At 50.4% G+C, this 25,453-nt stretch carries 23 protein-coding genes and 1 tRNA gene; 9 read left to right on the forward strand and 15 right to left on the reverse strand.

Going from position 1 to position 25,453, the window contains the following annotated elements:
• The first annotated feature begins 99 nt into the window (after window positions 1-99).
• From AC286M_RS26940 to AC286M_RS26950, 3 genes are all read left to right on the forward strand, one after another.
• Window positions 100-1,314, forward strand: coding sequence for a M20 family metallopeptidase (locus tag AC286M_RS26940; RefSeq protein WP_488207316.1), 1,215 nt, complete (start codon window positions 100-102; stop codon window positions 1,312-1,314).
• A gap of 114 nt (window positions 1,315-1,428) precedes the next feature.
• Entirely contained in the window at window positions 1,429-2,151 is a 723-nt protein-coding gene (locus AC286M_RS26945) for a hypothetical protein (protein WP_488207317.1), read from the forward strand.
• Between the two features lie 178 nt (window positions 2,152-2,329).
• Complete coding sequence (locus AC286M_RS26950) at window positions 2,330-2,935, forward strand: DUF3318 domain-containing protein (RefSeq protein ID WP_488207318.1); 606 nt, start codon at window positions 2,330-2,332, stop codon at window positions 2,933-2,935.
• A 196-nt stretch (window positions 2,936-3,131) separates the two neighbouring features.
• Here the strand turns inward: AC286M_RS26950 and AC286M_RS26955 are convergent, their stop codons facing one another.
• Together AC286M_RS26955 and AC286M_RS26960 are read right to left on the reverse strand one after the other, a co-directional pair.
• Window positions 3,132-3,365 (reverse strand): Nif11 family protein, encoded by a 234-nt coding sequence (locus AC286M_RS26955; protein WP_488207319.1) that lies wholly within the window; start codon window positions 3,363-3,365, stop codon window positions 3,132-3,134.
• Window positions 3,366-3,948: 583 nt separating this feature from the next.
• Entirely contained in the window at window positions 3,949-6,936 is a 2,988-nt protein-coding gene (locus AC286M_RS26960) for a tetratricopeptide repeat protein (protein ID WP_488207320.1), read from the reverse strand.
• A gap of 529 nt (window positions 6,937-7,465) precedes the next feature.
• Between AC286M_RS26960 and AC286M_RS26965 the strand changes: the two genes are divergently transcribed.
• Both AC286M_RS26965 and AC286M_RS26970 read left to right on the forward strand, forming a co-directional pair.
• On the forward strand, window positions 7,466-7,777 hold the full coding sequence (locus AC286M_RS26965; RefSeq protein ID WP_488207321.1) for a DUF4258 domain-containing protein: 312 nt from the start codon (window positions 7,466-7,468) through the stop codon (window positions 7,775-7,777).
• A complete protein-coding gene (locus tag AC286M_RS26970; protein WP_488207322.1) occupies window positions 7,777-8,019 on the forward strand; it encodes a type II toxin-antitoxin system MqsA family antitoxin in 243 nt (80 codons plus the stop codon). Before AC286M_RS26965 ends, AC286M_RS26970 begins: the two co-directional genes overlap by 1 nt.
• Before the next feature lie 28 nt (window positions 8,020-8,047).
• Here the strand turns inward: AC286M_RS26970 and AC286M_RS26975 are convergent, their stop codons facing one another.
• Together AC286M_RS26975 and AC286M_RS26980 are read right to left on the reverse strand one after the other, a co-directional pair.
• Window positions 8,048-9,166, reverse strand: coding sequence for an L-dopachrome tautomerase-related protein (locus tag AC286M_RS26975; RefSeq protein ID WP_488207323.1), 1,119 nt, complete (start codon window positions 9,164-9,166; stop codon window positions 8,048-8,050).
• Window positions 9,106-9,276 carry a hypothetical protein gene (locus AC286M_RS26980; protein ID WP_488207324.1) on the reverse strand — a complete coding sequence of 57 codons (171 nt, stop codon included), beginning with the start codon at window positions 9,274-9,276 and terminating at the stop codon, window positions 9,106-9,108. The genes AC286M_RS26975 and AC286M_RS26980 overlap by 61 nt, the downstream gene beginning before the upstream one ends.
• A 92-nt stretch (window positions 9,277-9,368) precedes the next feature.
• Here AC286M_RS26980 and AC286M_RS26985 point away from each other — a divergent pair, with 92 nt between their 5' ends.
• Window positions 9,369-9,878 carry a Uma2 family endonuclease gene (locus AC286M_RS26985; RefSeq protein ID WP_488208866.1) on the forward strand — a complete coding sequence of 170 codons (510 nt, stop codon included), beginning with the start codon at window positions 9,369-9,371 and terminating at the stop codon, window positions 9,876-9,878.
• A gap of 36 nt (window positions 9,879-9,914) precedes the next feature.
• On the opposite strand, the gene AC286M_RS26990 is transcribed toward AC286M_RS26985, so the two are convergent.
• From AC286M_RS26990 to AC286M_RS27010, 5 genes are all read right to left on the reverse strand, one after another.
• The gene (locus tag AC286M_RS26990; RefSeq protein WP_488207325.1) at window positions 9,915-10,316 is read right to left on the reverse strand and encodes a type II toxin-antitoxin system PemK/MazF family toxin; all 402 of its coding nucleotides are present in this window, start codon (window positions 10,314-10,316) and stop codon (window positions 9,915-9,917) included.
• The gene (locus tag AC286M_RS26995) at window positions 10,300-10,497 is read right to left on the reverse strand and encodes a hypothetical protein (protein ID WP_488207326.1); all 198 of its coding nucleotides are present in this window, start codon (window positions 10,495-10,497) and stop codon (window positions 10,300-10,302) included. Before AC286M_RS26995 ends, AC286M_RS26990 begins: the two co-directional genes overlap by 17 nt.
• A 116-nt stretch (window positions 10,498-10,613) precedes the next feature.
• On the reverse strand, window positions 10,614-11,384 hold the full coding sequence (locus AC286M_RS27000) for a DUF6602 domain-containing protein (RefSeq protein WP_488207327.1): 771 nt from the start codon (window positions 11,382-11,384) through the stop codon (window positions 10,614-10,616).
• Window positions 11,385-11,507: 123 nt separating this feature from the next.
• Window positions 11,508-12,734 carry a M20 family metallopeptidase gene (locus tag AC286M_RS27005; RefSeq protein WP_488207328.1) on the reverse strand — a complete coding sequence of 409 codons (1,227 nt, stop codon included), beginning with the start codon at window positions 12,732-12,734 and terminating at the stop codon, window positions 11,508-11,510.
• Window positions 12,735-13,075: 341 nt separating this feature from the next.
• Window positions 13,076-13,149 (reverse strand) — tRNA-Pro (locus AC286M_RS27010).
• Window positions 13,150-13,212: 63 nt separating this feature from the next.
• Here AC286M_RS27010 and AC286M_RS27015 point away from each other — a divergent pair.
• Window positions 13,213-13,638, forward strand: coding sequence for a hypothetical protein (locus AC286M_RS27015; protein ID WP_488207329.1), 426 nt, complete (start codon window positions 13,213-13,215; stop codon window positions 13,636-13,638).
• Between the two features lie 27 nt (window positions 13,639-13,665).
• On the opposite strand, the gene AC286M_RS27020 is transcribed toward AC286M_RS27015, so the two are convergent.
• Both AC286M_RS27020 and AC286M_RS27025 read right to left on the reverse strand, forming a co-directional pair.
• Window positions 13,666-13,884: a hypothetical protein gene (locus tag AC286M_RS27020; RefSeq protein ID WP_488207330.1), complete on the reverse strand. Its 219-nt coding sequence runs from the start codon at window positions 13,882-13,884 to the stop codon at window positions 13,666-13,668.
• 786 nt (window positions 13,885-14,670) lie between these two features.
• Window positions 14,671-14,817, reverse strand: coding sequence for a hypothetical protein (locus tag AC286M_RS27025; protein WP_488207331.1), 147 nt, complete (start codon window positions 14,815-14,817; stop codon window positions 14,671-14,673).
• Here AC286M_RS27025 and AC286M_RS27030 point away from each other — a divergent pair.
• Window positions 14,816-15,295 (forward strand): DUF6174 domain-containing protein, encoded by a 480-nt coding sequence (locus tag AC286M_RS27030; RefSeq protein ID WP_488207332.1) that lies wholly within the window; start codon window positions 14,816-14,818, stop codon window positions 15,293-15,295. The genes AC286M_RS27025 and AC286M_RS27030 overlap by 2 nt on opposite strands.
• A gap of 452 nt (window positions 15,296-15,747) precedes the next feature.
• Window positions 15,748-16,176, forward strand: a complete 429-nt coding sequence (locus AC286M_RS27035) for a hypothetical protein (protein WP_488207333.1) — start codon at window positions 15,748-15,750, stop codon at window positions 16,174-16,176.
• A gap of 37 nt (window positions 16,177-16,213) precedes the next feature.
• Here the strand turns inward: AC286M_RS27035 and AC286M_RS27040 are convergent, their stop codons facing one another.
• From AC286M_RS27040 to AC286M_RS27055, 4 genes are read right to left on the reverse strand one after another with little or no spacing between them, the layout of a single operon-like run.
• Window positions 16,214-18,448 (reverse strand): caspase family protein, encoded by a 2,235-nt coding sequence (locus AC286M_RS27040; protein WP_488207334.1) that lies wholly within the window; start codon window positions 18,446-18,448, stop codon window positions 16,214-16,216.
• A gap of 25 nt (window positions 18,449-18,473) precedes the next feature.
• The gene (locus AC286M_RS27045) at window positions 18,474-21,446 is read right to left on the reverse strand and encodes a CHAT domain-containing protein (RefSeq protein WP_488207335.1); all 2,973 of its coding nucleotides are present in this window, start codon (window positions 21,444-21,446) and stop codon (window positions 18,474-18,476) included.
• 15 nt (window positions 21,447-21,461) lie between these two features.
• Window positions 21,462-23,252 (reverse strand): ShlB/FhaC/HecB family hemolysin secretion/activation protein, encoded by a 1,791-nt coding sequence (locus tag AC286M_RS27050; protein WP_488207336.1) that lies wholly within the window; start codon window positions 23,250-23,252, stop codon window positions 21,462-21,464.
• A 20-nt stretch (window positions 23,253-23,272) separates the two neighbouring features.
• A complete protein-coding gene (locus tag AC286M_RS27055) occupies window positions 23,273-25,423 on the reverse strand; it encodes an autotransporter outer membrane beta-barrel domain-containing protein (RefSeq protein WP_488207337.1) in 2,151 nt (716 codons plus the stop codon).
• Window positions 25,424-25,453: the final 30 nt, after the last annotated feature.

Here is a 25,453-nt window from a genome sequence, read left to right on the forward strand (position 1 = left end):
AGAAGATCCCTAAAAAGTGTGCTTTAGAATACTGAATCTTATTAGATTTTGTATAGCCAGATTCTTTCACTCCGTAGCTGACCTCTATCCAGAATTCTTATGATTGCGACTGTTTCTCATAGTCTGTCGGTTGACCCATCTCGGATTCGACCTCAAATTCGCGCCCTGCAAGAGCAACTGGTCGCATGGCGGCGACATCTGCACCAGTATCCAGAACTGAGCTTCCGTGAGCGGCTGACGGCAGACTTTATCGCGCAGAAGCTAACGGAATGGGGAATTGAGCATCAAACCCAAGTAGCAGAAACAGGAATTGTCGCCTGTATTCCGGGCCGCCAACCTGGTCCTGTGCTGGGGATTCGCGCTGACATGGATGCGTTGCCAATTCAAGAAGCTAACCAGGTACCCTATCGGTCGTGTCATGACGGCATCATGCATGCCTGTGGCCACGATGGGCACGTGACGATTGCCTTGGGGACAGCCTACTACCTAAATCAGCATCGCGATGATTTTGCGGGGACGATCAAGATTATTTTTCAGCCCGCTGAGGAGGGGCCGGGGGGCGCAAAACCGATGGTCGAGGCGGGAGTGCTGCGTAATCCAGATGTCGATGCCATTATCGGTCTGCATCTCTGGAATAACTTACCGCTGGGCACAGTGGGTGTACGCGATGGAGCCCTTATGGCAGCGGTAGAGCTGTTTGACTGCACCATTCAAGGCCGAGGCGGACATGGTGCGATTCCCCATCAAACAGTAGATTCAATTGTTGTCGGAGCGCAGATTGTGACTGCTCTGCAAACGATTGTGGCTCGCAATGTCGATCCGCTCAAGTCCGGTGTCGTGACCGTGGGAGAATTCCATGCGGGCGGCGCAAACAACGTGATTGCCGATAGCGCTCACATGACCGGGACAGTTCGCTACTTCGATCCCCAACTGGAGGGATTCTTTGGTCGCCGTATGGAAGAAGTGATTGCCGGAGTCTGCCAAGCTCACGGTGCAACCTACAAGCTGGATTATTGGCAGCTGTATCCATCGGTGGTGAATGATCATGCGATCGCAGATCTGGTTCGCTCCGTCGCAGAAGCCGTGGTCGAAACACCAGCAGGCGTTGTGCCAGAATGCCAAACGATGGGTGGCGAAGACATGTCGTTTTTCCTGCGGGAAGTGCCTGGCTGCTACTTCTTCCTCGGTGCCGCAAACCCTGAAAAAGGCTTAGCCTATCCCCACCATCATCCCCGCTTTGATTTTGATGAAACGGCACTGGGCATGGGCGTCGAGATGTTTGTTCGCTGTGTTGAGAAGTTTTGCTGTTCGTAGACCTCCTGCCACGTTACATTCCTGAAATAGTCGATACCGAACACTCGATTCAGCCAGTACACTCTAGGGCAGAAAGAGGGCATATCCGGACAGTAAAAGGGGCCGTAAGCACGCATGATTAGACGTCAGTGGTTAGTTGGAGTATTGGGTTTCGTAACTGCGATCGCAGTTAGCCTCGGACTATTACAGGGACATTCGTCATCGACAGCGGTCGCTCAGTCCCCTGCACCTGCGCCCAGTCCGATTCCATCTCTCTCGGCACCGAGTCCAGCCGCTAGTCCTACGGCTCCAGCAGATCCGGCTGCGACTCCGGCTCCAACGGCAGCGCCTACCCCGTTACCTGTCCCAACGGAACCCGTTGTCGAGCTAGAGTTTGAACCTTTGCCGTTGTCGGGCAACTACGAAGATGACAGTGGCTTATTCCAGGTGGGAATTCTGGAAGGGTTCACCGTGAGTCGGGCGGCTGCGGCCCCCTTGTTTGAATCGGGTGATGGTCATATTGCTTATACCGTAGCCATTGCGCCAATTGACTTCAGCACCACTCCAACAGATTTATCGAATGAAGCTTTGGTCAGAGTGGCCGAGCGTGTTTTTGGTCGGGGCGAAGGGTTCCGGATTCAGTCGGTCGAGCCAACGGCTAACAACGGCACCTTAATGGAATGGCTTGGCAGTTTGACGGTGGGTGGTGCAACTCAGCCGATGCAGGGTTCGATCATTGCACAGCAGGCGGGCAGCAATGTCGTGCTGCTCTTGATCGCAGCGACGGACACTGGCGCAGAAACTTTAACATCTGTAACGGGCACCTTGGCAGAAAGTTTAGAAATCGCCCAGGGATAGAGGTTAATTATTAAATGATTTGTCAAAAGAGTTATGAGCATAAAGCACTCATGGCTCTTTTTATTTACTCTGTAAACTAAGTTTTGATGGTTGATATGCCGCGCAGAGCGCGGCATATCAACCATCAAAACCCATTAAAACAAAGTTGACAGATTAATTGTGTAGTAGGGGATAAGCGATGTATCCGGATGATGAAATTCGCCACCTAATTGACCAGATGCCTGCGTCAGGGCGGATGAAGGTGAAAATTGTCAATGCTCCGGGACAGGCTCAGGTCACTCTGGCCGAGCTGCCCAAGCCGTGGCAACCCCTCTGTCCGGTTGCAATCAACTTCAATCTGTGGAGCCAGCTTGACCGAGGCCAGCGTGATTTGATCTTTCTCCGCACCGTCTGCTGGGTAACGCAAACGAAACTGCTAAAGCCGGATCTCTATCAGGGGATGGCTGCTGCTGGATTAATAGGGTTTCTGTTTGAACTGGCTCAGACAGATGCGATCGGGATTTTGACGGCTGGGGGGTTAGTTGCGATCGCAGGTACGCAAATTTGGCGCAGCACCCGCAGTCCCAAAGCTGAAATTGAAGCCGATGAGGCGGGAATTCGGGTGGCTCTCCGACGCGGTTATGTGGAACCAACGGCAGCCCAAGCGCTACTCACAGGCATTGAAGCCGTTGCCAGCCTAGAACGGCGTCCGCTCAGCTTTGCCGAGCTTCTGCGCTGCCAAAATTTGAAGCGTTTGGCAGGTTTATCGACGGTTGAAGTACCGGAAACAGCACGAGATTTATAGTGCGATCGCGCTTTAGTTTCTTGTAATGCGATCGCAAATCTCGTGAATACGTTAATACGTTATCAACAAATATACGGTTTGTATTTTACAAAACTGTAACCGATTACAGATGAGAATCCAAAAAGTTAATTGGCCGCTGCATCGCAGCGGCCAATTAACTTTTTAGACTTTAGTACAAGCTGAGAGGTAATCAAGCCTATCTAGGAAAGATGTGCTTTCTAGGGCCAAGACCAGGATTGAAAATAGCAGCGATCTCTTCATCAGATAATTGGCTGAGCTGAGTCTCTAACTCTTCGACCGTAAAGTTATAGCCTCTGGCTGTAGCAAGCTGAATAAACGTTTGTGGATCGTTTAATGCTTTTTGCCGCTCTTGATTGGCATAGGCTTGCTGCATGTTTTTGTAGATTCGAGCTGCGTTTTGCTGAGCCATAATCATGCCTCCTGTGGAGTTGGGGCGCATTTGTGGCACTATCAATTATTCAAAAAAGCGAGTTGCAATTGTCCTAATTTGTAATAACTGATCGGCCAAAAATGTTGTGTGATAAACGGATTACTAGTCGGATTTGGTATCAGTTGTTTTGACAAAGATTGTGAATATTCAAGCGACAGAAGGCGATAGAACTGAAGTAGTGCTCAAACAGTGATGTCAAAGCATTCTTTCAGCCGTCAGACCAATGTGAAGAAATCTGTTGAATTTAGAACAGCTTAATCTTTCCCTTGTGAAGAGATCTGTCTGACTGTTGCGCCTTATCTATTAGGATACGTGCGCAGCACTTGAAATCTTTAGGCTCAGAAATCAAAGTTTACAGCACTTCTCGTGTTGGAAGAGAAATACTCTGATGCACCAGGGCGGTTTCATTATCACCAAAGAAAACTTCGAAACCACAATTTTACGTATTTGGTAGGGGCGAATGGCTATTCGCCCCTACGTAACGCCAAGATTTTCAGATTCTTTGATAAACCATGAAACAACCCTGTCTTATGCACCGCAATCGGCTGAGAAATGCTGTGGTTTAGGTATTCACAAACGTATTGGCAGGCTGTTCTTGACCGTTGACAATTGACCAGAAGCGCTCGTCGTTAACGACCTGGCGGAAATCGGGGTCAACTTTGGGCTGCTCCTTTAAGCTCGGATCAAGTGCCAACACCTTGCGGAAGGTTTCCGCTGAGTCGCGCCCTTGACCTTGGATGGCATAGCAGGCTGCCTTGTTGTAGAGCGTGCCAACTGCCTTCGGCTCGATCTCCAGCGCATGGTCAAAGCTCTCTTGAGCCTCGTCAAATTGCCGCTGCCGCATCAGCAATTCGCCCCGCTTATCCCAGGCTTTGTAGTAGTCCTCTTTCAGATCAATCGCCCGTTCAAAGGATGCGATCGCATCGTCATCTCGCTCCAGAACTTCCAGCGATAGGCCACGATTCAGCCATGCGACTGGATCATCGGGTTTGGCCTGCACTGCTTTTTCGAAAGACTCAAACGCGTCCTGCGATCGCTGCAAAATGCCCAGCGCCACGCCGCGATTCACCCAGGCTTCATGGTAGTCGGGGTCGTACTCCAGCGCTTTCTCGAAAGATGAGATCGCATCGTCGTAGCGCTTCAATCGACTAAAGGCTACGCCGCGATTCAGCCAGGCTTTCACGTCGCTTTCCTTGAGCTGCACGACTTTCTCAAAGGCGGCAATGGCTCCTTCATATCGCTTCAGATCCATCAGGCAGACGCCCCGCTGATACCACGCATCGAGGTCATAGGCTCGCAGCGCCAACACCTGATCAAAGGCGGCAATCGCCTCCATGTAGTCGTTCAGTTCACGCAGGGTCAGCCCTTTCTGATACCAGAGTTCGGGGCTTTCCGGCAGCAGAATTAGCGCCTGTTCGTAAGCTGCGATCGCATCTCGGTAGCGACCTTCGCTGAACAGTGTGTTGCCCTGCTGAACGGCTTCTTCGGGGTCAATAAAGAAGTGGGGATAGTTGGCCTGTACGCGATTCACTCGTCCGGCCACGTCGTTTAACTTGGTTAGCAGTTCAGCAATAGCATCCTCGGCAATTTGCGTTGGCGAAATCTGCCGCAGTTGCTCCAGAATCCGCGCTTTCTCGCTGTCGGCGGAGTTGGCGACCTCTGAAAGCTGAGTTTCCAGGGTGCTTTCCAGCTTGGCCAGATTGGCGACCACCTCGTCTTTACGGGTGACGACTGACTCTTGAATTTCGTAAAGCTGAGAAGCAATGGTGCTGCGAATCTGCTCCAGATCCTCAAACGTCATATCGCGCCGACCTTCGAGCGAGGCTTGCAGTTCGGCAATTTGCGTTTGGGCATCGGCCTTCATCTGCTCTAGCGATTGGAACGTCTCTTCCCGCTGGCTGTCGAGGGTTTGCTGGAGTCCACTCAGACTATCATTGGCTTCTAACTGAAGCTGCTCAAAGATTTGCAGCACCTGGCTTTGGCGCTCATCCAAATGAGTCTGGAGATCGCTGACCTGATCGGCGGTTTCAGACTGCAAGCGGTTCAGTTCTTGCAGCGTCTGTTCTCGCTGCGCCTGCACCCGCCCCCGCGATTCGGCTACCTGCGTGGCGAAATCGGTTTCAAGCTGCTGAATTCGCTCCAGCGCCGACTCGCGCCGCATCTGGATTTCCGTTTCGGCTCCGGCCATTTCCGCCGTGATTTCGGTGCCAATTTCGTCCAGCCGCTGGATGGTCAGATTCTTGCGCTCTTCGGCCTTCTGCTGCGCCTGCTTCTCCAAATCCATCAGCTTGGGCGTAAAGGCGGATTCCATCTCGGTTAGCGCATGGAGAATGTTGTCCCGATGCCGCTCCGACTCCGTCCGCAACGCCGCCAGCCGCGAGGAAAACTCATTTTCAGCAATGCCCAAACGGTCAAAGATAGACGACTGCTGCCCCCGCGCCTCGGCTTCCAGCTTAGCCAATCGAGCAGCAAAATCCGACTCCGCCTGTCGCATCCGCTGCACAATGCCGTCCCGGTGGTTCTGCACCTCGGTTTGCAGCGTCGTCATCTGCGGCGTAAAGTCTTCCGCCATCTGATCCAGCCGCTGCAAAATCAAGTCCTGCTGCTGCTGAGCGTCTTTATGCAGTTCCCGCACCTGGGCCAGAAACTCAGACTCCGTCTGATTCAGTCGCCGCAAAATCTCCCGCTGCTGATTATCCACATTCGATTGATACTCACTCAACTGGGGCGCAAAGCCTGCCGTCAGCTGATCCAGCGTTTGCAATGCCCGATCCTTACGGGTTTGCAGCGACGCCTTGATATCTTCCACATGCTGATCTAGCCCTTCCTCAAACCGCCGGAAGTGACGCAGGACATTTTCTCGTTCCTCTGCAAGCTGCTGCTCAAACTCATTGATCTGGGGCGAATAATCCGTTTCAATCCGCTTCAGATTAGCCAAAAACTCATCGCGTCGCTGCTGTGCGATCACATGTAGATTGCCAATCTGGGTGCCAAAATCGGCAGTTTTCTCCTCAATCGCCTTACGAAAACTGTGGGATTGCTTGTCCAGCTCCGTCATCCGCCGCTGCTGCAGATCCGAAATCTCTTTAATAATCTGGGCTAGCTTTTCCCGCTTCTCCGTCGTTTCGTCATGAAACAGATCGGCTTCTTGATGAATATCCTGCGCCAACTGATCAGCTTCCCGCAGAAGCGATCGCACTTGCTTATTGGCGCTCATGATCCGGTTTTCCAGATCGGCCATCTCGTTTAAATGGGTCGCCACAATATCGGCCACTTCGCGCACCACCGCTCGTCGCAGCAGCACCAGGGCCGCAATGCCACCTGTAACTAATACAGCCAGCACCACCAACATGATGTTGAACAGGGTGGTGGTACGCGATAAATTCCGCAGTTGCTCTAGCTCAGCGGCCTCTGTATCGGTCACGGTTTGAGCTATAACCGGATCGGTTGAATTGGCAAATGCCCGCGCGGGCAGATCGGCCAGCCACAGGAACAACGACAGGAGCAATCCTCCTGATAGTCCAGTCCAGTTTGACGGGGTGCGCGTCATTCGCCTCTCCTTGGAGTCACGGTTCGTTGGCTAGGGGTTGGTGATGAGCTATTTTCGCTTATCTAGCCTATCTATATGCTGATCTATTTTAGATTCACATGTAGATTCACAACCCTCTGTCCATTGTCTCAAGATTACTCAAAATCCGGCGAGGCTGGTCAGTTTTGACACGTCTATTTAGCTAAATTAGGGGAAAAGACAGCAGTTGCTTAGCTGAATCAGCTAGTCTAACCTACAGATGCCTATGTGATACCAATCCTTTGTGAAGCTGCCCTGAACAAGGGGCTTAAGCCCCTTGTTATACAAGCGTTTGTTCTGTTTATCTTCAATTTGGATTGGTATGAGCGGGATGCCAACGGGATATGCGATAAAGCTCACATCTTGCACCAAAACCCGAAGAGGGCATTGTGCCGCCGCATTGCGACGGCACAATGCCCCTTCTGGGTTCTTCGTTTGCAAAGTGCAAGACATGAGATAAGACCGATTTAATACTTACAGCATTAATTGGGCAAGAAGAGGGAAATTGGGGATGAAGTCCCTTGCAGATATCCAGCAGCAGTTACGAGCAGGTACGTTTGAGTTTTCCAGGCATGCACTAAAACGGGCAGTCGAACGCAACATTAGCGACAAAGAGATTAAGCAAGTGGCAGATAAATTAGAAATCATTGAAGATTATCCAGACGATAAATACTCACCCAGCTGTTTAGTTTTGGGGTTCACGGATACCCAGCGAGCTTTACACCTACAAGTTTCTCGTATGGAATCGGATACAGTAAGAATTATCACGCTCTATGAACCTGATGAAGCGGCTTGGATCGACTACAGAATTCGGAGGTCATAATGTTTAAGTGCAATGTTTGTGGTTCAGCGGAATCAAAGACAGAATACGTAACTGAAGTTTTCCACATTGGTGACAAATTTTATTTGGTTGAAAATATTCCAGCTACCGTATGTGCCAATTGTGGTGAAGAAGTTTTTAGCCGAGAGACAACGGAAAATATTCGCGAAATGCTGCATGGGGAAACGCAGCCAAATCGATCAATTTCTGTAGACGTGTTTGCATATCAACAAAACGCTTCTTGATCGGAAGTCACCCGAATTGGCCGCTGGATTAATTTTCTGTTCTGGGTGCTAAAGGTTCAAACTCAAAAATATAAAACGGTGGCTCACCTGCCTCAACGCCTGCATTTAGGGGAGCCGACAAGTGCAACTGATTGGCAACCGCATAGATCGTCTGACCATCTGCCGAGAACTCAAAATCATCGACCCAGCTCAGGTGCGGATCTTCAATCAGGCGACGATACTCACGATCAGGAGTGATCACGCCGATCGCGTTGGCGGATAGTTCACCCAGATAAATATTTCCGGCTCCATCCATCAAAATGCCATCGCACATCGGTTTGTCGGCATACTTCTCAACCCGTTCAGCCAACTGCGTTGCACTTAGCGAAGCGTCTGTCAAATCCGCCGTCCGAATTCGATACAAACTGGTGCCGTGAATCGAGCCGTAATATAACCATTCATTGTTGGGATCAAGTGCGATCGCATCTACGCCAACATTGGGCCGCTGATAGGTTCGCTCAGGTGTGCGACTCAGTAGGGGATTACCTTCTACAAACAGATCAATCGGCTCTGGGGTGACGCTGTAGTGTCCTTCCAGCACTCGTCGCGCCTCACCAGTTTCCAAGTCCACGACGATCAGCGCTGCGTTATCGCCACCTGCCGGATCGGTGATAAAAGCGGTTTGGGTGGTTTCGTCAATGCGGAGGTCGTTGATGAACGATCCTGGTGGTGTGGCATCGGCCAGGGAGATGGTTGTGTAGAGTTCATCGCTTTCGGTGTCCCATCCCACGAGCTGCGGTGGTCGGTTGCTGTCCATTGCGTTGTCTAGAATCCAGACGATGCCGTTGCTGTCGCTGAGGATGCCGAGGACGCTGCTGGTCACGGGGCTTTCTGCGCCTTGGGGCAAGAGCGGAGAAACACTGCCGTTTTGATATTCTGCAACTGGATATTCTGGGTTATAAAACTGATGCAGCGACATCACGACTTGGCCATCTGGAGTCACGGTCAAGTTACCAGGAGCCTGCTGTAGTTCAGCAAAGACCTCTAACGAATCGACAGGATTTACAGGGGTCTGTCCGAAACCAGAACGGGCAGTGCTACCAATAGTCAATAAGCTGACGGATAGTGCCAATAGTGTTGATAGTGCGATCGCAGATAGTCGGGGCATTGTGCTGGGGCAAAGAATAGAACAACGGCGCTTTCATCTTCTGGGTTAAACGCCTTATGGGTCAATCCTTCTAAAGCCTGAATCCATTGATAATTGATAAAATAAGGCATCTTTCAGCGTGAGAGTGGCACCGATGGTATTCACGCAGCCAGTAATTTTGCAGCTTGATCAGGTCAATCTGACGGATGAGTAGTTTTATCGACTGTGTCAGGCCAATCGAGATGTCCAGTTGGAGCGGTCGGCAGCGGGAGCGTTGATCATTATGCCGCCAGTGGGTGGAGCCAGTGGAGAACGAGAGGCGGATCTAATTAGTTTGCTTTGGGTTTGGAATCGTAAAAGCAAAGCGGGCAAGGTGTTTAGCTCGTCTACCATTTTTAAGCTACCCCAGGGAGGCGATCGCTCCTCGGATGCTGCTTGGGTGGAACTATCGCGCTGGAATGCGCTGACTCTCCAAGAGCAGGAAGGTTTTCCGCCAATTTGTCCCGATTTTGTGATTGAGTTACGCTCCAGGTCAGATAGGTTGGCTCCACTGCGGGAAAAGATGCAGGAATATTTAGCAAGTGGTTTACGGCTTGGCTGGCTGATTAATCCCCAAGATGAGCAGGTGGAAATTTATCGAGCTGGACAAGATGTAGAGGTGAAGCAGTTTCCAGTCTGTTTGTCGGGAGAAGCGGTGCTACCAGGGTTTGAGCTGAATTGGCCGCTGGATTAGAGGGTGTGTATAGCAACTGAATAATCGTTCATCGGTTTAGTCTGCTTCGTCCTCCTCTGCATCTGATTGATTCGGTTCATCTGGTTTGCTCGGTTTATTGGATGTATCTACTAGTCCGAACCAACTACGCAAAGACTGCTCCAGTTGTTCTGCATCTTGCGCAGATAACTGTCCGATAACCTTCAACACTAGACGTTTATGTACCGTATACACACCACGCTTTACAGCAGTTTCCACATTCAGACCAGCTTCTGACCACTCAGCAAGTATGAATTCTCCCTCCAGTAAGGATTGAGTTTTACTAGTTAAAGGTGTAATCAGAAGATCATCAGAGGGATGTGAATCACCAACCACAACCGCAGGTCGAACCTTTGCACTTGAAAGATCAGAAAATGGATAGCGAACTAGAATGACATCATGTTTAGAGTAATTCGGCATAGATGTCGTCCTCAGTGTTGTCCCACACCGTATTCAATGATGACTGACTCGCCTGTAACCAAAATTCAGCTTCATCATCAGGAATTAGGGTGACTAACACGCGAGTTCCTTCAGGAAGCTCGGCAGATTCAAGAAGTTCTATTTTTCCTTGGCGAACTGTAGCCCAAAGTGATTTCAACATTCTGTATACTCCAAGATTAATGCACTTTGATCTGATGCCTTTATAACCTAGTCTTAGGTGCTATTAGGTTAAACGCCGTGAAACTCAACCTACAAACTTGCAGGTACTGGTGATTTTTATTCCCAATAGCCACTATTAAAGTAATTGAACGCATTAAGCTCCATATAAGGAAGCCAGCCTAGGCAACTCAAAATCAAGTTGATCATATCTACTAGCGGATATCCTCTAAAATCCTCTGGTAGATTTTGAGGATAAAAAGTATTTGCTTCTATTTGGGTTTTATCGAAAGTCTGAACACCATCCTGAGAAAATCGAACTGTATATTTTCCATTGACAATGATATTTATTGGTAGCCTATTGTGAGAAGTCAGATTATGTTGATAAAACCCAGTTAAGTGCTTAACAATGCTTTCACAGCTAATTCCCTCGTACGCAAACACGAACAAACGAGGATGGAATCGCTGAAATTCCTCAAATGCGATTGGCTTCAGAGCTTTGAATGTCAAAATTTCTGGAGAGAGCTGAGGAATAGAAGCAATATTCTCTAACGAATCCCAAAGAGATTTTTTATCCAGATAGCTTTTTACAGAAACTGCAGCCACAACACTTTCGGCAACTAAAAACGTTTTCTGATTCTCCTCAAAGCGAGGCGACAGATCATTTTTGACTAAAACATCAATTTGCTTCGACTGGGGCTGTTTATAGCCTATGACTACACCTCCGAGAGTTGCGGTCAGCCTATCAGGAAGATGTTTATTTAGAAAGTCGCAAATCAATTGCTCACGATTACTACCCGTATCTGATGAATGGTGAGTCATTCCAGCAACCTGGCTTTGAGCAGCAAGCATATCAGAGATTCCGTTGTAGTAATCTTTAATCGGATTCATACCTGAAAAGTTAAAGAAAAGAGAACTCTTGAAGAGAAGAAATGGGAGGCAAATCTCAATAGCGCGATCGCGCTTTTTACAGGTTGGGTCAAGGTGCAACAGCCAACTAACTTAACCTCGAAACTAACCTAAATCCCGCAGAACTTGCTGCCAATATTGATAAACCGCGTAGGCCATCGTCACTACGCCAGTTTCAATTGCCGTTTCATTCACCTCAAACTGCGGATGATGCAGCGGATAGTTTGGTCGATCTGGCCAGCCTACGCCCAAGCGGAACATACTGCCCGGTGCATGTTCCAGATACAGCGCAAAATCCTCCGCACCCAGCGAAGGCTCATTAATCAACGTAATATGGCTTTTGCCAAACGCCGCTTCCGCCGACGCTTCCAGAATTTGCGTCAGCGTTGGATCATTCATCACCGACGGCACGCCGCGTCGATAGTTCATTTCATAGGTCACACCATAGGTTTGGCAGACATGGGCGACGATGTTTTCAATCCAGTCCGGTAGCGTTTCGTGAGTTTCCGGATGGAGCGATCGCACTGTGCCCAACATCCGCACCTCATCCGCAATCACATTCGGTGCTCGTCCACCCGTAATCTGACCAATCGTTAGCACCACGGGCCGCAGCGGATTGTGGGTGCGGCTAATTGCCTGCTGCAGCGACGTGATCACCTGCGAGGCGACCCAAATGGCATCCTTCGCCTCATGAGGCCGCGCCCCATGTCCCGATTCACCGTGAATCGTAATCTCCAAATCATCCGCCGCCGCCGTCAGCGCCCCGTAGCGAATCCCGATAGTCTGGGCCATCAGTGACGGAAACACATGCACGCTATAGATAGCTGCTACATCCTGCATCACACCATCTGCAATCATCCAGCGAGCGCCCTGCGCCGTCTCCTCCGCAGGCTGAAAGAGAAAACGCACCGTTCCCGGCAGCAACTCCGTTTCGATGATCTGCGACAAAATCATTGCTGTTCCCAGACCCACCGTCGTGTGGACATCATGACCGCAGGCGTGCATAATCCCAGTTTGCCGCGAAACGAATTCTATTTCAGTCAACTCGCGAATCGGCAGCGCATCCATATCCGTCCGCACCGCCAGCAGCGGCAGCGAGGGATCTTGTCCCGGCAGTTCCGCCACTACGCCCGTCTTGCCGACCAGCTCTTGGGTATGCAAGCCACAAGAGGACAAGACACCTGCCACATAGGCAGCGGTTTGATACTCTTGACCGCTCAGCTCAGGGTGAGCGTGAATATGGCGACGAATCTCAATCAGACGCGGTGCGATCGCATGAGCAATCTGTTTAATTTGGTCAAGAACAGGGGTGGTACGCGGTTGGAGCTGCAATTCGACCTCTTCGATAGTGTTTTAAATAACGGCTAGTCTGGATTATGTGTATCTTAACAATGCCCGCAGGATTTCTTTGCTGCGATCACATTCTCCTCCACGCCTGTTTCAACCCCGCAAGTTGATGTTCTCTATTTAGGTCTCAATCCAACCGATTTTGCTCTGATTATCTTTCAACACTCTCTATTTTTTGTCCTGTCCTTAGACCCAATTCGTACCCAAATACTCGCTAAAGTGCCTAAAACGAACCCAACTCGCATGGGTTGCATCCCGGTCTGACAGCTTCTCAAGATGGTGTTTTAAAAGCACAAAGCCCGCTCAATGAGCGGGCTTTGCCTCTATCGGAGCGGCGGGATTTGAACCCACGACCCCCACTACCCCAAAGTGGTGCGCTACCAAGCTGCGCTACGCCCCGGTGTCAAACGCTTAACGAGTATAGCATACTGTTTTAGCGATTCAAATGAATTTTGGAAGAGCCATGAGAGATCGCACTTTTTCTCGCAAATTTCGGCTGCGGCGGCTGGTTGGATCAATTATTTTCCTAGGGCTAAGCGGGCTGTTAGGGATGATTAGGGTTGTGATTCAACTGCGATCGCAACCTCAAGTGCCAGTCTCGACGTTCATTCAATCGTGGTGTCGGTTGGCTCCATTTCCAGAACATTCCGCTGAAGCCAGTCTTGATGTGGAAGGGAGCGCTTTTACTCGCTCATTCATGTATCAATTTACGGTGGATACTGCTTTGCTTAAGCAGTGGATTGCCGCCAGCCCCGGTCTACAGACAGCTACTGTTGAAGTAATCGGCACAACCACACGGTACGTCGTTGTGCCAAATGAAGCGGCCTGGTGTGAAGTAAACATTCAATCCGAAACGGGTCACGTTTGGATTTACACCTACTGGTCATAGCTGTCTGCATTTTTTCCCAGGGCAGCATCAGACTTGCTTTCTAGGCTTGAGCAGCAACCAGCCAGCAAAGAAAAATGAGGCTGTAAACAACTGCATGAGGTCTAGGGCAGACAGAAATCCATCTGACAGTGCGGCAATACTGCGATTGGTGATGCCAAATAGCCAAGATGAAATGCCAAAGAACCAAACTCCGTTCTTCAGTCGTCCAAGCAGAGAGAAATATTCAGCGGGGCGTCGAGAAGTCATGGTAGTACCTCGAAGACAAAGTAAACATCAAATCAATCAAGCTCAAAGTGCATCCTGGTGTTACACAGTATCGCTACCAATTGACAACATGCTAAGAATTGTTTAAGGGTCTTGCCATGTGCCCAAAGAAATAATAGAGAAGATTGGATATCCCCTAAATGATGAATTCATGATTTGGGCTCTCTCACCGCGATTGAGAAGAGGCACAACCGCAGTATTTCTAGTGTTCGCGTCGAAGTGGAACACCACATTAGCGGCATCAAGCGATGTCGAATCTTGGGGCAACCGTTCCGCAATTGAGTTGACCATTATGTGGATGACGTGATGGAAGCCACCTGCGGATTGCACAATTTCCGCTTGACCCATCGGGCAGAGCAACGACGTTCTCTGAACCCAGCTGCTTAAGCCCTAACGGCCACGGGAGAAGCTGACTTGCAGTGATTTCTCTCTTATTTCCGATAAAGTCCAGTTTACAGAAGGTGGACTGGTGACAATCGAGGAATTGTAGTACAAATCGCAGTTTGAGCAGTGCGATCGCATATTGTCCCCAAAATATGTAGAGGTATTTTGCCGCTACGCTACGGCAGCGAAATTACCTCTTTGGATTCTTGATTCGCTAGGTACGAGATCTGACGATACTTAACATTGCGATAGGTTGTGCTGCTGGCATGTGGGGCGGGATAGAATGTTGCGACCTTAATGCGAGAACTGCGATCGCACGTGATGACTCATACCAAATCCGACTAGAAAGAGCCCGAGTTATTTTTTGCGAACGTCAGGTGCAGCCTAGCTTTCACAAAAATAAAAACTGGTTTTACAAGCGGATTTTGGATCAATTTCTTTAACAATATGACCGGGTGTACCAATGTTCAAAAGCTTCATGATTTCAACGGCTTTAATGGTTGGGTTTAGTACCAGTACTTCGGCTGCCATGCTGACGCAGGCTGAACTAAATGCCAATCGGAATTTGTGGGAAGAAAACAAGCCCGAAGCGTATAGTTTTGTAGTGCAAAACGGCTGCTTTTGTTTAGAAGACGTCCGAGGGCCACATCGGGTATCGGTGGTAGATGGTGAGATCACCGACGTTGTTTTTGCCGATTCAGGTGAACCGTATACCCTGGACACGGTCTACACGATTGATGGCTACTTTGACATTCTTCAAACAGGGCTGGATGAGGACTGGTTTAGCTTGGAAGCAACTTTTGATCCCGATCTTGGCTTTCCTCTGACCATTGCAGGTAATCCCTCGGCTCAACTGGCGGACGAAGAAGTCTTTTATACCATCAGCGACTTTAATGCGCTGCAGCCAGGGACGTCTCGCCCCACATCCGTAGCTGAACCGTTCTCTGTCGTGGGTGTTCTGGCCGCAGTCGGTGTTGGGGCCACACTCACGAAAAAAGCCTTCGCCTAAATGACAAACGAATTAAACAGAAACGGCCCCCTGGTTCTAAGTGAACTGGGAGGCCGTTTCCTCATAAGTGGTTAGATATAGAAAGTTAGCATAGCACCGAACGATTTCATCATGGCTCATCATCGAGAAAATACGGAAGAGGGCGCATAGTGAATTCACGGGAAGTTGAAAATTCTTTACTAAATGTAAAGTATCAGCTAACTGTAACTTTAACGACTTTAAGTCGCTTATCTAACTGGCTCAATCAGAGGCTTTTTGGGATATATCCCCAAAAGCCGGTCTGGGTAACACGCTGAAAAAGAAGGCCTCTGCAGAGTTTTGGACTAAATTCGGCTTCAATTTCAAGCAGTCCTGCAATCTGCCAAGTTACAGGGGCTGTGTTGTATTTTGCAGGCGCAGGTTCGCATCAACTTAGTGCAAGATCAGAGGCAGTATACCCGCATGAGGTTGAGATGAAATACTACTCGCCTAGAGTGATGAAGCCTGATACACAGCAATTCTTTCAGTTTGTGCATGGCAAAGTCAGCGACGCAGGCCAACAGAGCGCAGCGTATAAAGCGGTCTACCATCTGTTTTACTCGGCCCAAGGGCTTTATAAAACCCTGGACGAATTCACCAGCGAGAATCTCTCAGTCTTCAAATCAGCACGCACCTATCTTACGCAAATCCAGGAGCAGAGCTTAGTTGCACTAACGGCTCATCATGTCGTGAACCTACTCACACCGGAGATCCGAGGAATCGTCAACAGGGATGCTAGCCTGTCTGATGCCGACCGCCTGGTCTTGCAATCTGCTTTAGATGTATACCAGTCATCTGCGATCGCAACTTGTGCGGCATTGGGCACACCCAAGTGGGTCGATCAGAAGCGCACCATGTCGTAGAGAAACGGCTCATCATTATGCGGCAGAAGGCAAACCACTAGACAACTTCCAGAGTAGCTGAGATGACAGCGAGTTGATTAGAATCAATACCCCGTACCGTACCAGCAGACGAAGCAGAATCTGAAGCTTCCGAAGTGGCAGTGGAGCTGTCAAATGGCACAACGCCAATGCCCCGACTGGCATCGGTCAACATTGAGTCAACAATTTCAACCGGCTCATCCTCATCGAATAAGATAGGCTGCCCCGTTCGTAATCCTCGATTACCGGCAATACGCTGAAGTCCCCGCAGCGTATCGTGTAGGGGTTGGGTGCTGGCCAATACTAACAGCTCATAGAATCCACGGCTGCGCGCCACAAATTCAAACTGCTCTGGATCGGGAATCACCATCGGTTGCCCTGCTCGAAGTTGAGCCGCTGTTGTCGCTTCATCCCAATTCAATGGGTGCAGCAGCAAAATATCACCATTTTTCGCAATTAGCAGCACACTGACATAGAGATCCGTTGCCTCGTGATTAGTAATCTGTAATTCGACTGTTGATCCATTTGATACTCGTTGGGCATCTTCCGTCACGCTAGTCGGCAGAATACCGGCTACTTGGGCACCCCGGCTAGCCAGCTGCAACCCACCCCGGCTACTGTGCGGTTGTACTGTCACCTCAACATTGAGATTAGACGCGCTGCCATTATTGACCGAGGCCAAGATGCGCCCAGCCAGCAGCATTTTGAACCGAGGCCGGAGGCGCGCGATCGCATCGCTCATGGCTTCGTTTGGTTGTCCAAAACTTCCTGGTAGGGGCACCATGCCGCTGGAGAAGAGGCCAATTGTGCCGATTGCTGGGGGGCTAGACGTACTGGCCTGACGAGCATCCCGAGCAGTTGCTTCCGTCATTCGTCCCAGTAAATAATCGGTACTGCTTTGCTGATTCACTGGAACAACATGAATGCGGCTGATGGACTGCAGGTGCGATCGCACTTCAGCTTGGTCAGCTCCCAGCGATTCATGCAGCCCAACCCGCAGCGACAAATTAGTTGGTAACCCCCGAATGTGCTCCCGCAGCAGCATACCAGGCTGTATAGCGGATCCCCTGGTCGTCCGTATCCGCCCCTGCCCGACCAAACCAGTGCGTCCCACCTGTTCCACTTCACCAACTACCTGACCCGCAGCATTAATCAGCTCAAAAACCGCACCCTGTCTAAAGTTAACCAGGCTACTTGAGGAGATTCCACCCAGCCAAAAATCAACTTGATTACCGCTGTGCTGCTGGACAACAGCTTCAGCAGCAGGTGCAACGGGTTCTAGTAAATAAAGCGGTTTACTCTCTAATCCGCTACCAGGTTTAACCTGTAGCACTGGATTTTGGACGATATTGGTCATGTTTTGAGTAGCAAAGACGAGCTGATTAAACGTCACCTGGGCTGGCCGCACGGTGGGCTGCTGCCAGAGATACTGAGTCAGATGGTAAGTGAAGGCACCCGCACTAAATCCATCGAATCTGGCATCAGCAGCAAACTGATCAATTTGAGCCGAACCCAGCGCCATTCCTTTGGCAATACCGGCGCGGCGACGCTCCTGTAGCTCGCTTTCCGACAGCCCTAAGCGAGTCATCCACTGCTGCTGGTAAGCAACCTCTGCGTCACTGGGCAACGCATCGCCGCTACTCAAGCTGGGGGAAATCGCCCGTACCACCAAGTTACCCCGCGTTCCGCCACCGGAATGACAGCTATCCAGTATCACCGTAACGTTTTCAGTTTGCAGGGCTGACATCAGCAAAAATAGGGTTTTGCCCGTAATGTCCTGTACCTGTCGTCCATTCAGATTGATCCGGCCATCGCGAGGCACAATTGTACCGTCTAACCCATTAAATTCCGGAATTGTCGCATCTTGCACGAGCGATCCATGACCGGAATAGTGAAATAACACCACATCACCCGGTTGGGCCTGATTAATTAAATGCTCCTCAAATGCCTGCAAAATATTAGCCCGAGCTGGCTGCAATGCCGTCTCATCGGTCAGGGTCATAACATCATCCGGCTGAAATCCGTAGCGATGTAGCAATAGCTCGCGCTGCAGCGCCACATCGGTGACGCAGCCATAAAGCGATCGCACATTTCCCAAATATTCATTAACACCAACCAGTAGTGCCAGCTTACGCGGTGCACTCTGCGCCAATACGTGATTGAGGTGTTGACCCGTTTGCACCAAACGAAGCTGGCTCAACCCCAAGCAGGCAAATGCTGCCCCTGAAAACTGTAAAAAATGGCGTCGTTTCATAGCACTATCACTCCGGGTTATGACACTAAATCCAGTTTCCAATTAGAACAAACGGTGCCCAGATGAAAGGATGATTGAGATAGCTGTCGCTATTGATCAGCTCAATCTGGGCTTGGCGAACAATTTCGGCTTTGGTCAGGGTTGTATCGCTCAGCGATTGGTATACCTTTTGCATGAACTGTGCGGTTCCGGTATCATTCACCTGCCACAGTGTAGCCAGGGTACTCCGAGCCCCAGAGCGCACCGCAATTCCAGCTAGCCCCAGAGCGGCTCGATCGTCTCCTGTCGCGGTTTCACAAGCGCTTAATACCAGAAGTTCGACAGCACCATCTCGAATTAATTCACTGGATTGCAGCAGGGCGCTCAGCTGATTGGCGCTGAGTTTGCCGTCCCAGGTTAGAACAAACGTGTTCTCTAGATCTGAGCTAAACACACCGTGCGTTGCCAGATGAACAACCGGAAACGGCAGGCGCGATACGGTACGTTCTAACCGTTCAGCCTCAAACTCTTCGTTCAGTAGAACTTCACTCGATACCAGGGAGCGAATGGTTTCAACTTCAGCTTTCACCGCATCCAACTGCGGAAAATCAATCACGTCTCGACCGACGGCCACACCTTTCCGCTCTTCACTCAGTCCAGCTACAATGGCTCGCACCTCACGCTGAGCCAGCGGAGCCGCTTCCAGGAGCTGAAGCCCAGGTGTAAGTGCGATCGCATATTGCTCAACCAAATACTGATTCCCGTCATGCAGTACGGACATCGGCACTTTGCGCAGTTGGTCATCTAAGACGAACACCAGCGTTTGAGGTTGAGCGGCTGCTAAATCGGCGGCAATGGGTTGAATCAGCCAGTTATAAAGCTGCTGGGCATCGCGCATAAACGCCTGCGGATCGCCAACAGGTCTGATTTCAAACCCGACTGCATCATCACTGGAACCGTCTTGCTCAGGCTGTGAAAGGCTTGTAGATGAAATGTTGAAGGGATTTGACAGGTGCTCTACTAGTTGGTTCACAGTTGCGGTCAATGTGGTCTGCGCGACAGGTTCTGAGTGATGAATCCATTCCTCATTCGGCAAGCGAACCAGCACCTCCAGCCGCTCAGGCAAGACAACGGTATAGACGACAGCCGCCTGCTGATCAATCTCGTCAACTTGCACGGGGTTGGCATCCAGACAGGCTTCTCGAAAATAGTTATCCAGTTCCGCTAGCTGCAGCGATTCAATTACCTCTCTCGCCTTGGCCAGGTTCTCCGGATGATCATCACCTGACAGCAGCAAATCCACCAGTTCACGATAGATGGGCTCCACATCTTTGCGGAATGAGAACTGGAACTCTCGACTAGCGGCTGCCAAATCGCTGCGTAGGGACTGTAGGGTGTCAACTGACTCGCTATAAGCTGCGATCGCACCTGCCCGATCGTTTTGGGCTTTCCGCAAGCGACCGAGCTGCCACTGCCATTGATACGCCACGTCCGGCGCATTGCCGCTTTGGGACAAGGCCAGTGCCTGCCGAGTTAAATCCTCCGCTTCCGCCCACTGGCCGCTTTCTTCATACAGATGCGCTAGCTGTCCGACAATATAGGCTTCTGCCCGCTGATCGCCCAGCTGATGCGCTTGCTGCCGCACCTGGAGAAGCTGCTGCGCCAGCTCAAGCCGTGTTGGTAACTGCGCTAGTAGCTCAGCCAGCAATGCCCTATCTTCAAGCGTAACGGGTGCAACACGATCAGGTTCATCATCAAATTCATCACTCAATTCAATATCAAACTCATCACTAAACTCATCGCTTGTTGAACCATCGGCTGAATCCTCAGCCAACTCAGGCTGCAATGCAGCTTGAGCAACGGTCGCCAAACCATTTCGCAGATCCTGTAGCCGCGTCACGAAAGAAATATTGGCGTAGATTGTGCGTCGGCTCGGTGGCAGTTGCTCAAGCTGATTTTGCAGATCAGGCCACAGTAACTGTGCTTCCTGCCAACGCTGTAGCTGAATGAGACTATTCAAATGCTTGAGCTGAGCGTCTACTTGGGCAAGTGGAGACTGAGCTGCGATCGCAGCTTGCTGATAGGCGACCTGAGCACTAGTCAGTGGAGCATTACCGTCAACGGCCTGTTGCCGCTGAAGTTGCAAATCGCCTAGGCTCAGATAAGCCGCGCTTTCCGCATCTGCCAAACCGAGCTGTTGAGCCAGTTCCAGGCTCTGCTGCAGCGTATGTTCCGCAGCTTCTAAATCTCCGTTGATGATCTGGGCCGCTCCCAAGTTTTGGAGTGCCATTGCCTTTAAAGCTGAATCAGGTTGATCCTGTAAACCCTCTACCACTGATGTGAGCAGCTTAAGAGCGTCTGGATAGAAGCCAATTGCCTGTAGCGCCTGCGCCCGATTGATTTGGCTGTTCAGCACACCCGGCAGATCACTGGCCGCTTGATAAGCCACCTCAGCCTGCTGCCAAGTTGCTTCTGCGGCTTCTGCCTGTCCCTGCGCAAACTGTAGCTGAGCCTGAATGCTATAGCTCTGAGCCAGAGCTGACCACTGCTGTGGACTACGTGCAATCGGCTCTGAAACCGTATCTGGCTGTAGGAGGGAAATAGCGGTTGTAATAGCTTCCTCTGCCGTCGTCCATTCCCCTAGCTGCTGATAGGCCAGAGATAGATTGCTCAGCATGGCCGCCTGCTGTACCCTGTCTCCTGCTGCCGCATAAGCCTCTGCCGCAGTCTGAAACGCTCGGACAGCCGCAGCATACTGACCGTTGCGATAGGCGGATCGAGCCTCTTGTTCCAGTTGGCTAGCTTGGGATAATTGCAGCTGATCGATAGATTGATCAAGCTGTTGATCGAGCTGTTGCCCAATAACCTGTGGGACAACTAGATCAATGGTAGAACCCGCGACAGATTGGGCTCGCTCAGCAGCAGGCTGATCGGTCAGTCCTGGCTTAGCCAGCACGATCCAACTTGCCGTGAGTAAGGCCAGTAGACTATAGAACAGGAAACGGAGGCGATGCTTCATAACCCTAGCTCCAATCTAAAAAGGCGTGTACAAAATCGAAAAATAAATGCCGTCTTCTTGTAGTGAATTGCCGACGGATTCAACATCAATTAGCGGAATCCCAAAATCAAGCCGAGCCGACAGGCGATCGCCCTGCTGCCACAGCAGGCCCAATCCCGTTGATAGTAAGGTATTGGGATCGGGATCAATAAATTCACTATTCCAGCCCACACCAAAATCAACGAAGGGAGTAATCTGCAGCAATCCTTCAATTTCTGGTACTCGCAGAATGGGAAACCACGCTTCCGCAGACGCGAAGAAGCCATTATCTGTTAATAGTAAATCTTGCCGATAGCCTCGTACAGTGTTTAATCCCCCTAGGCCAAGCTGTTCCAGTGGCACAAGTGCCTGATCCGCAAACTGCAAATCAGCGCGAGCTAAAAAGATGGTGTCTGGAGCCAACAGCCGCACCCATTGCCCTTGACCTCGCCATGAGAAAAATCGACTATCGGGGCGACCATCGCTTTGAATGGTTGGTTCGAGTAAGTCTAGCCCTAAGTTAAACTGCGATCGCAACGACAAAATTTCACGCTCACCCCGTCGCGTCCAGTCCTGAAAGAAGCGCAGCGCCGTTACTCGCGTTCGGCCCTCATCATCGGAGCTAATCGACGTAAAGGGAATCGACCGACCGAGGAAGCTGCCCAAAAACTGGCTGCGGCTCTCTTGGTGCGACAGAGTCAGCCCCCAAGCTAGCTCCTCAGAAGGCTTAAGGATGATTGGCTGCCGATAGGACGCTTCCAAGAAGTAGGATCGGGTATCGAGGTCGAGTCGCTCAAAAATTCCTTCAACCACCTCATTTTGGGAGTATCCGGCCCGCAAGCTCAGCGTACTGTTATTGCGCGGATTCGTGAAAAACTGAAAGCCTAGCTCTAAGGCATCACTGCCGTCTGTGCGGCCATAGCCCACGCTTAACCGTTCACCGTCTCCTAGCAGATTGGCTTCTCGGAGTTCTACCCGCTGCCGAAATGTGCCAACACTCGGTACTCGGTTATTATCAATGCCAAATTCAACCGCAAACGAATCTGCTTCCGTCACTTCGACATCCAAAATACTCGTGCCAGGACGCACCCCAGCCGATAATTCAGCCGATACAGTTTGGATGAGTGGATCAAGCTGTAGCAGCTGTAGCCGCTCAACTAAAACATCGACATTGAGGGGATCACCAGCAACAGCCAGTCGGTCAATCACATAGTCTGGATCTAATCGTTCAACTCCCGTTATATTAATCCCACCAAGCTGTCCCTCAATGATTTGAATCGTTACCACGCCTTCTGTAAAGGTTTGAGGCGGCACCAGTGCCCCAGAGGTTGTATATCCCGCTGCTGCATAGGCATTCGTGATCTGCGATCGCGCTTCTAATAGCTGGGAAAAGGCGATGCTCTCTCCGGTGTAGGGAGCTAGCAGCTCTGCCAACTCCTGATCAGTGAAAACGGTATTCCCTTCAAATTCAAACCGCTCTACCACAATTGTGATCGGTGCTGCCTCTGTTTCCTCTAGCGGCGAGGGTACAGCTTCTGATGGCGGCACCAGTTGCTCTGGTGGCGGTAAGGGTTCCGGCACCTCAAACTCTAGCTCAGGCTCCAGAGCTGGCTCTGGCCGAGGAGGCTGCGGTGAAGTTGGCACTGCCTGTGCCATTAGCTCAGGGGATTCAGGGCTTAAGTTCAGGTGGTGAGGCGTGGCTGCAAAAGCTTTGAGCTGGCAAGAGCTAACTGCGATCGCAACAATTAGCGGTAGCGACACCGGGTGAGATAAAACAGACTGCGTCATGTCTAGACTGAGTTGTAGGTTTAATTAATATCGCGACAGGTAAGCGTTCTAAAGACTGGCTGGGCAGGCATTGTGTCCGCTGCTTGGGAAACTAGCTGAACCGTACCATCTTTGTCTAACTGAAAACCTTGGGCTTCAATCACAGGCGTTGTGATCGCCTGCATCCCCGGATTGCGATGAATTGCGATCGCACTGGTCACAGCATTGGTGTTGTCTGTGTCATTAGTTTCAACGACTGCATCTGCCGCTGATTCACTGGCAGGCGGTTCAGCAATTAGTTCTGCATCTTCTGCATCTTCTGCATCTGATGAAGCTCCCACGGCGGAATCTAGCGTCACCAAGTCAGTCGCGGTTGTACCACTACCCAACACCTGTTCCGGGTTCTGCGGCAATCCGCCCCGCCCTCTGATAAACAGTTCCCCAATATTACTCACGTCTGGAATACTACCTGCTGCACAGCCCTGTGCCACTAGCCGCGATACATCCACGACATCCTGTGGCAAATCTTCTGACTCCCGCACCGGATCAATTTGCAGCGCATTCAGCGTAACGCTGCCATTAATCCCAAACTCAGATGCTGCCGTAATATCGTTACTGGTTCCGAAATCTCGAATTCGCTCATCAATATCTCGCAACAGCGTAAATTCAATTCCTAGGGCTCCCTGGATGGTAATGTTACCGCCACGGCCTTGAATTGCCCGTGCCACAATGTTGTTATCCGCGAAGGGAGTACCATAAACGAACGATGACAGGATTGTAATATTACCGCCATCGCCGACGCCTGCATCCGTCGTGATTTCGCTACCACCTGCTAGGACGAGCAGCGGTGCAAAAATGCTGATGTTAGCTTGAGAACCGTCTTCAGTCGTCGCCGATAGTTGGCTCGGAAAAAGTGAATTAATGCTATCAGCCGTCTCTACAACCAGTAGTTCATTGGCAAGCAAGAACAAGTTTCCAGCTTCACCCAGTCCTTGATTTTCGACACTGATGATAGAGCCGCCGACAACGCCGATATCATTCGCAATGATTAAAATAATACCGCTGGACTGCTGTAGCCCTTGATCCACAGCACTTGCGATCGCACTTCCCGAAGTTAAGAAAACAGTTCCTTCAGAGAAGATCAAAATGCCACCAGCATCTCCTTGACCAAAGGTACTTGTACTAATTGCCGATTCATTACTCAAAGAAAGAGCCCCAGTGCTGATGAAAATCGCACCAATTGCTTCTTCAATTCCTGCTTCTTCAACAACGCCAATCTCATCCCCTGAAAAGCTACTTCCGGTCGGCGCACTTGTAACTCCACCAGAGCCAACTACGCTACTGATAATGCCACCATTTTTTAGCTCTGTCGTTCCATCTACTGCGATCAGAACGACACCCGCATTGCCAATACCAAAAATATCCGTCCCAATTCGTCCACCACTAATTGCAAGGGAACCAGAACTAAGCTCGATTACTCCGCCATTCCCCTCTGCGCCTTCTCCTACAATGCTGAAAATGCCGCTAGGCAAGCCATTCACACGGCTATTTCCGGAAATAGCCGTTGCTCCCTCGACATTAATTTCAATCCTACCTGCATTGCCACGTGCAGCTGGCAGACCGTCTGCCGCCTCGCGCACCAGCGTTTGGACTTGGCTACCACTCAACAGCTTGAGTGATCCTGCTTCAATCACAACAGCTCCACCAATACCATTTGCAGCGCCAGATTCAATATTGCTAAAAATCAAACTGTCATCCGAAAAGGTCAGGGCTCCAGTCGTTTGAATACCAATTCCACCCGCCGCACTGCCACTATTGCTGCCTGCGGTACTTGAAATAATACTAGAGCGATTAAATGTAGCAGAATCTGAAATCGCTAAGATAATTCCAGAATTGCCCTGCGCGCCAGCAACAACTTGGCTAAAAATTCCACTATTGTCAACTTGAATATTCCCATCAGCTAGCAAAAATATAGCTCCGGCATTTCCATTCCCAAACGTGCTTGTGCTGGTAGTGCTGTTACTAATTTGAATCGAATCACCACCAATTACAATTGAACCAAAAAACCTTGCGCTGACCGGATCTTCTATCGCTTCAAGTATGGTTTCGCTCGTTCCAGAAGAGTTCTCGGCAATTCGATTCGTAATTAAGCTTTCTCCACTAATAGCGACCGTTCCTGTTGCAGCTAGCACTAAATTACCAGCTTCATTCGCATTGACGGC

This window comes from Thainema salinarum CENA647 (assembly GCF_057732415.1).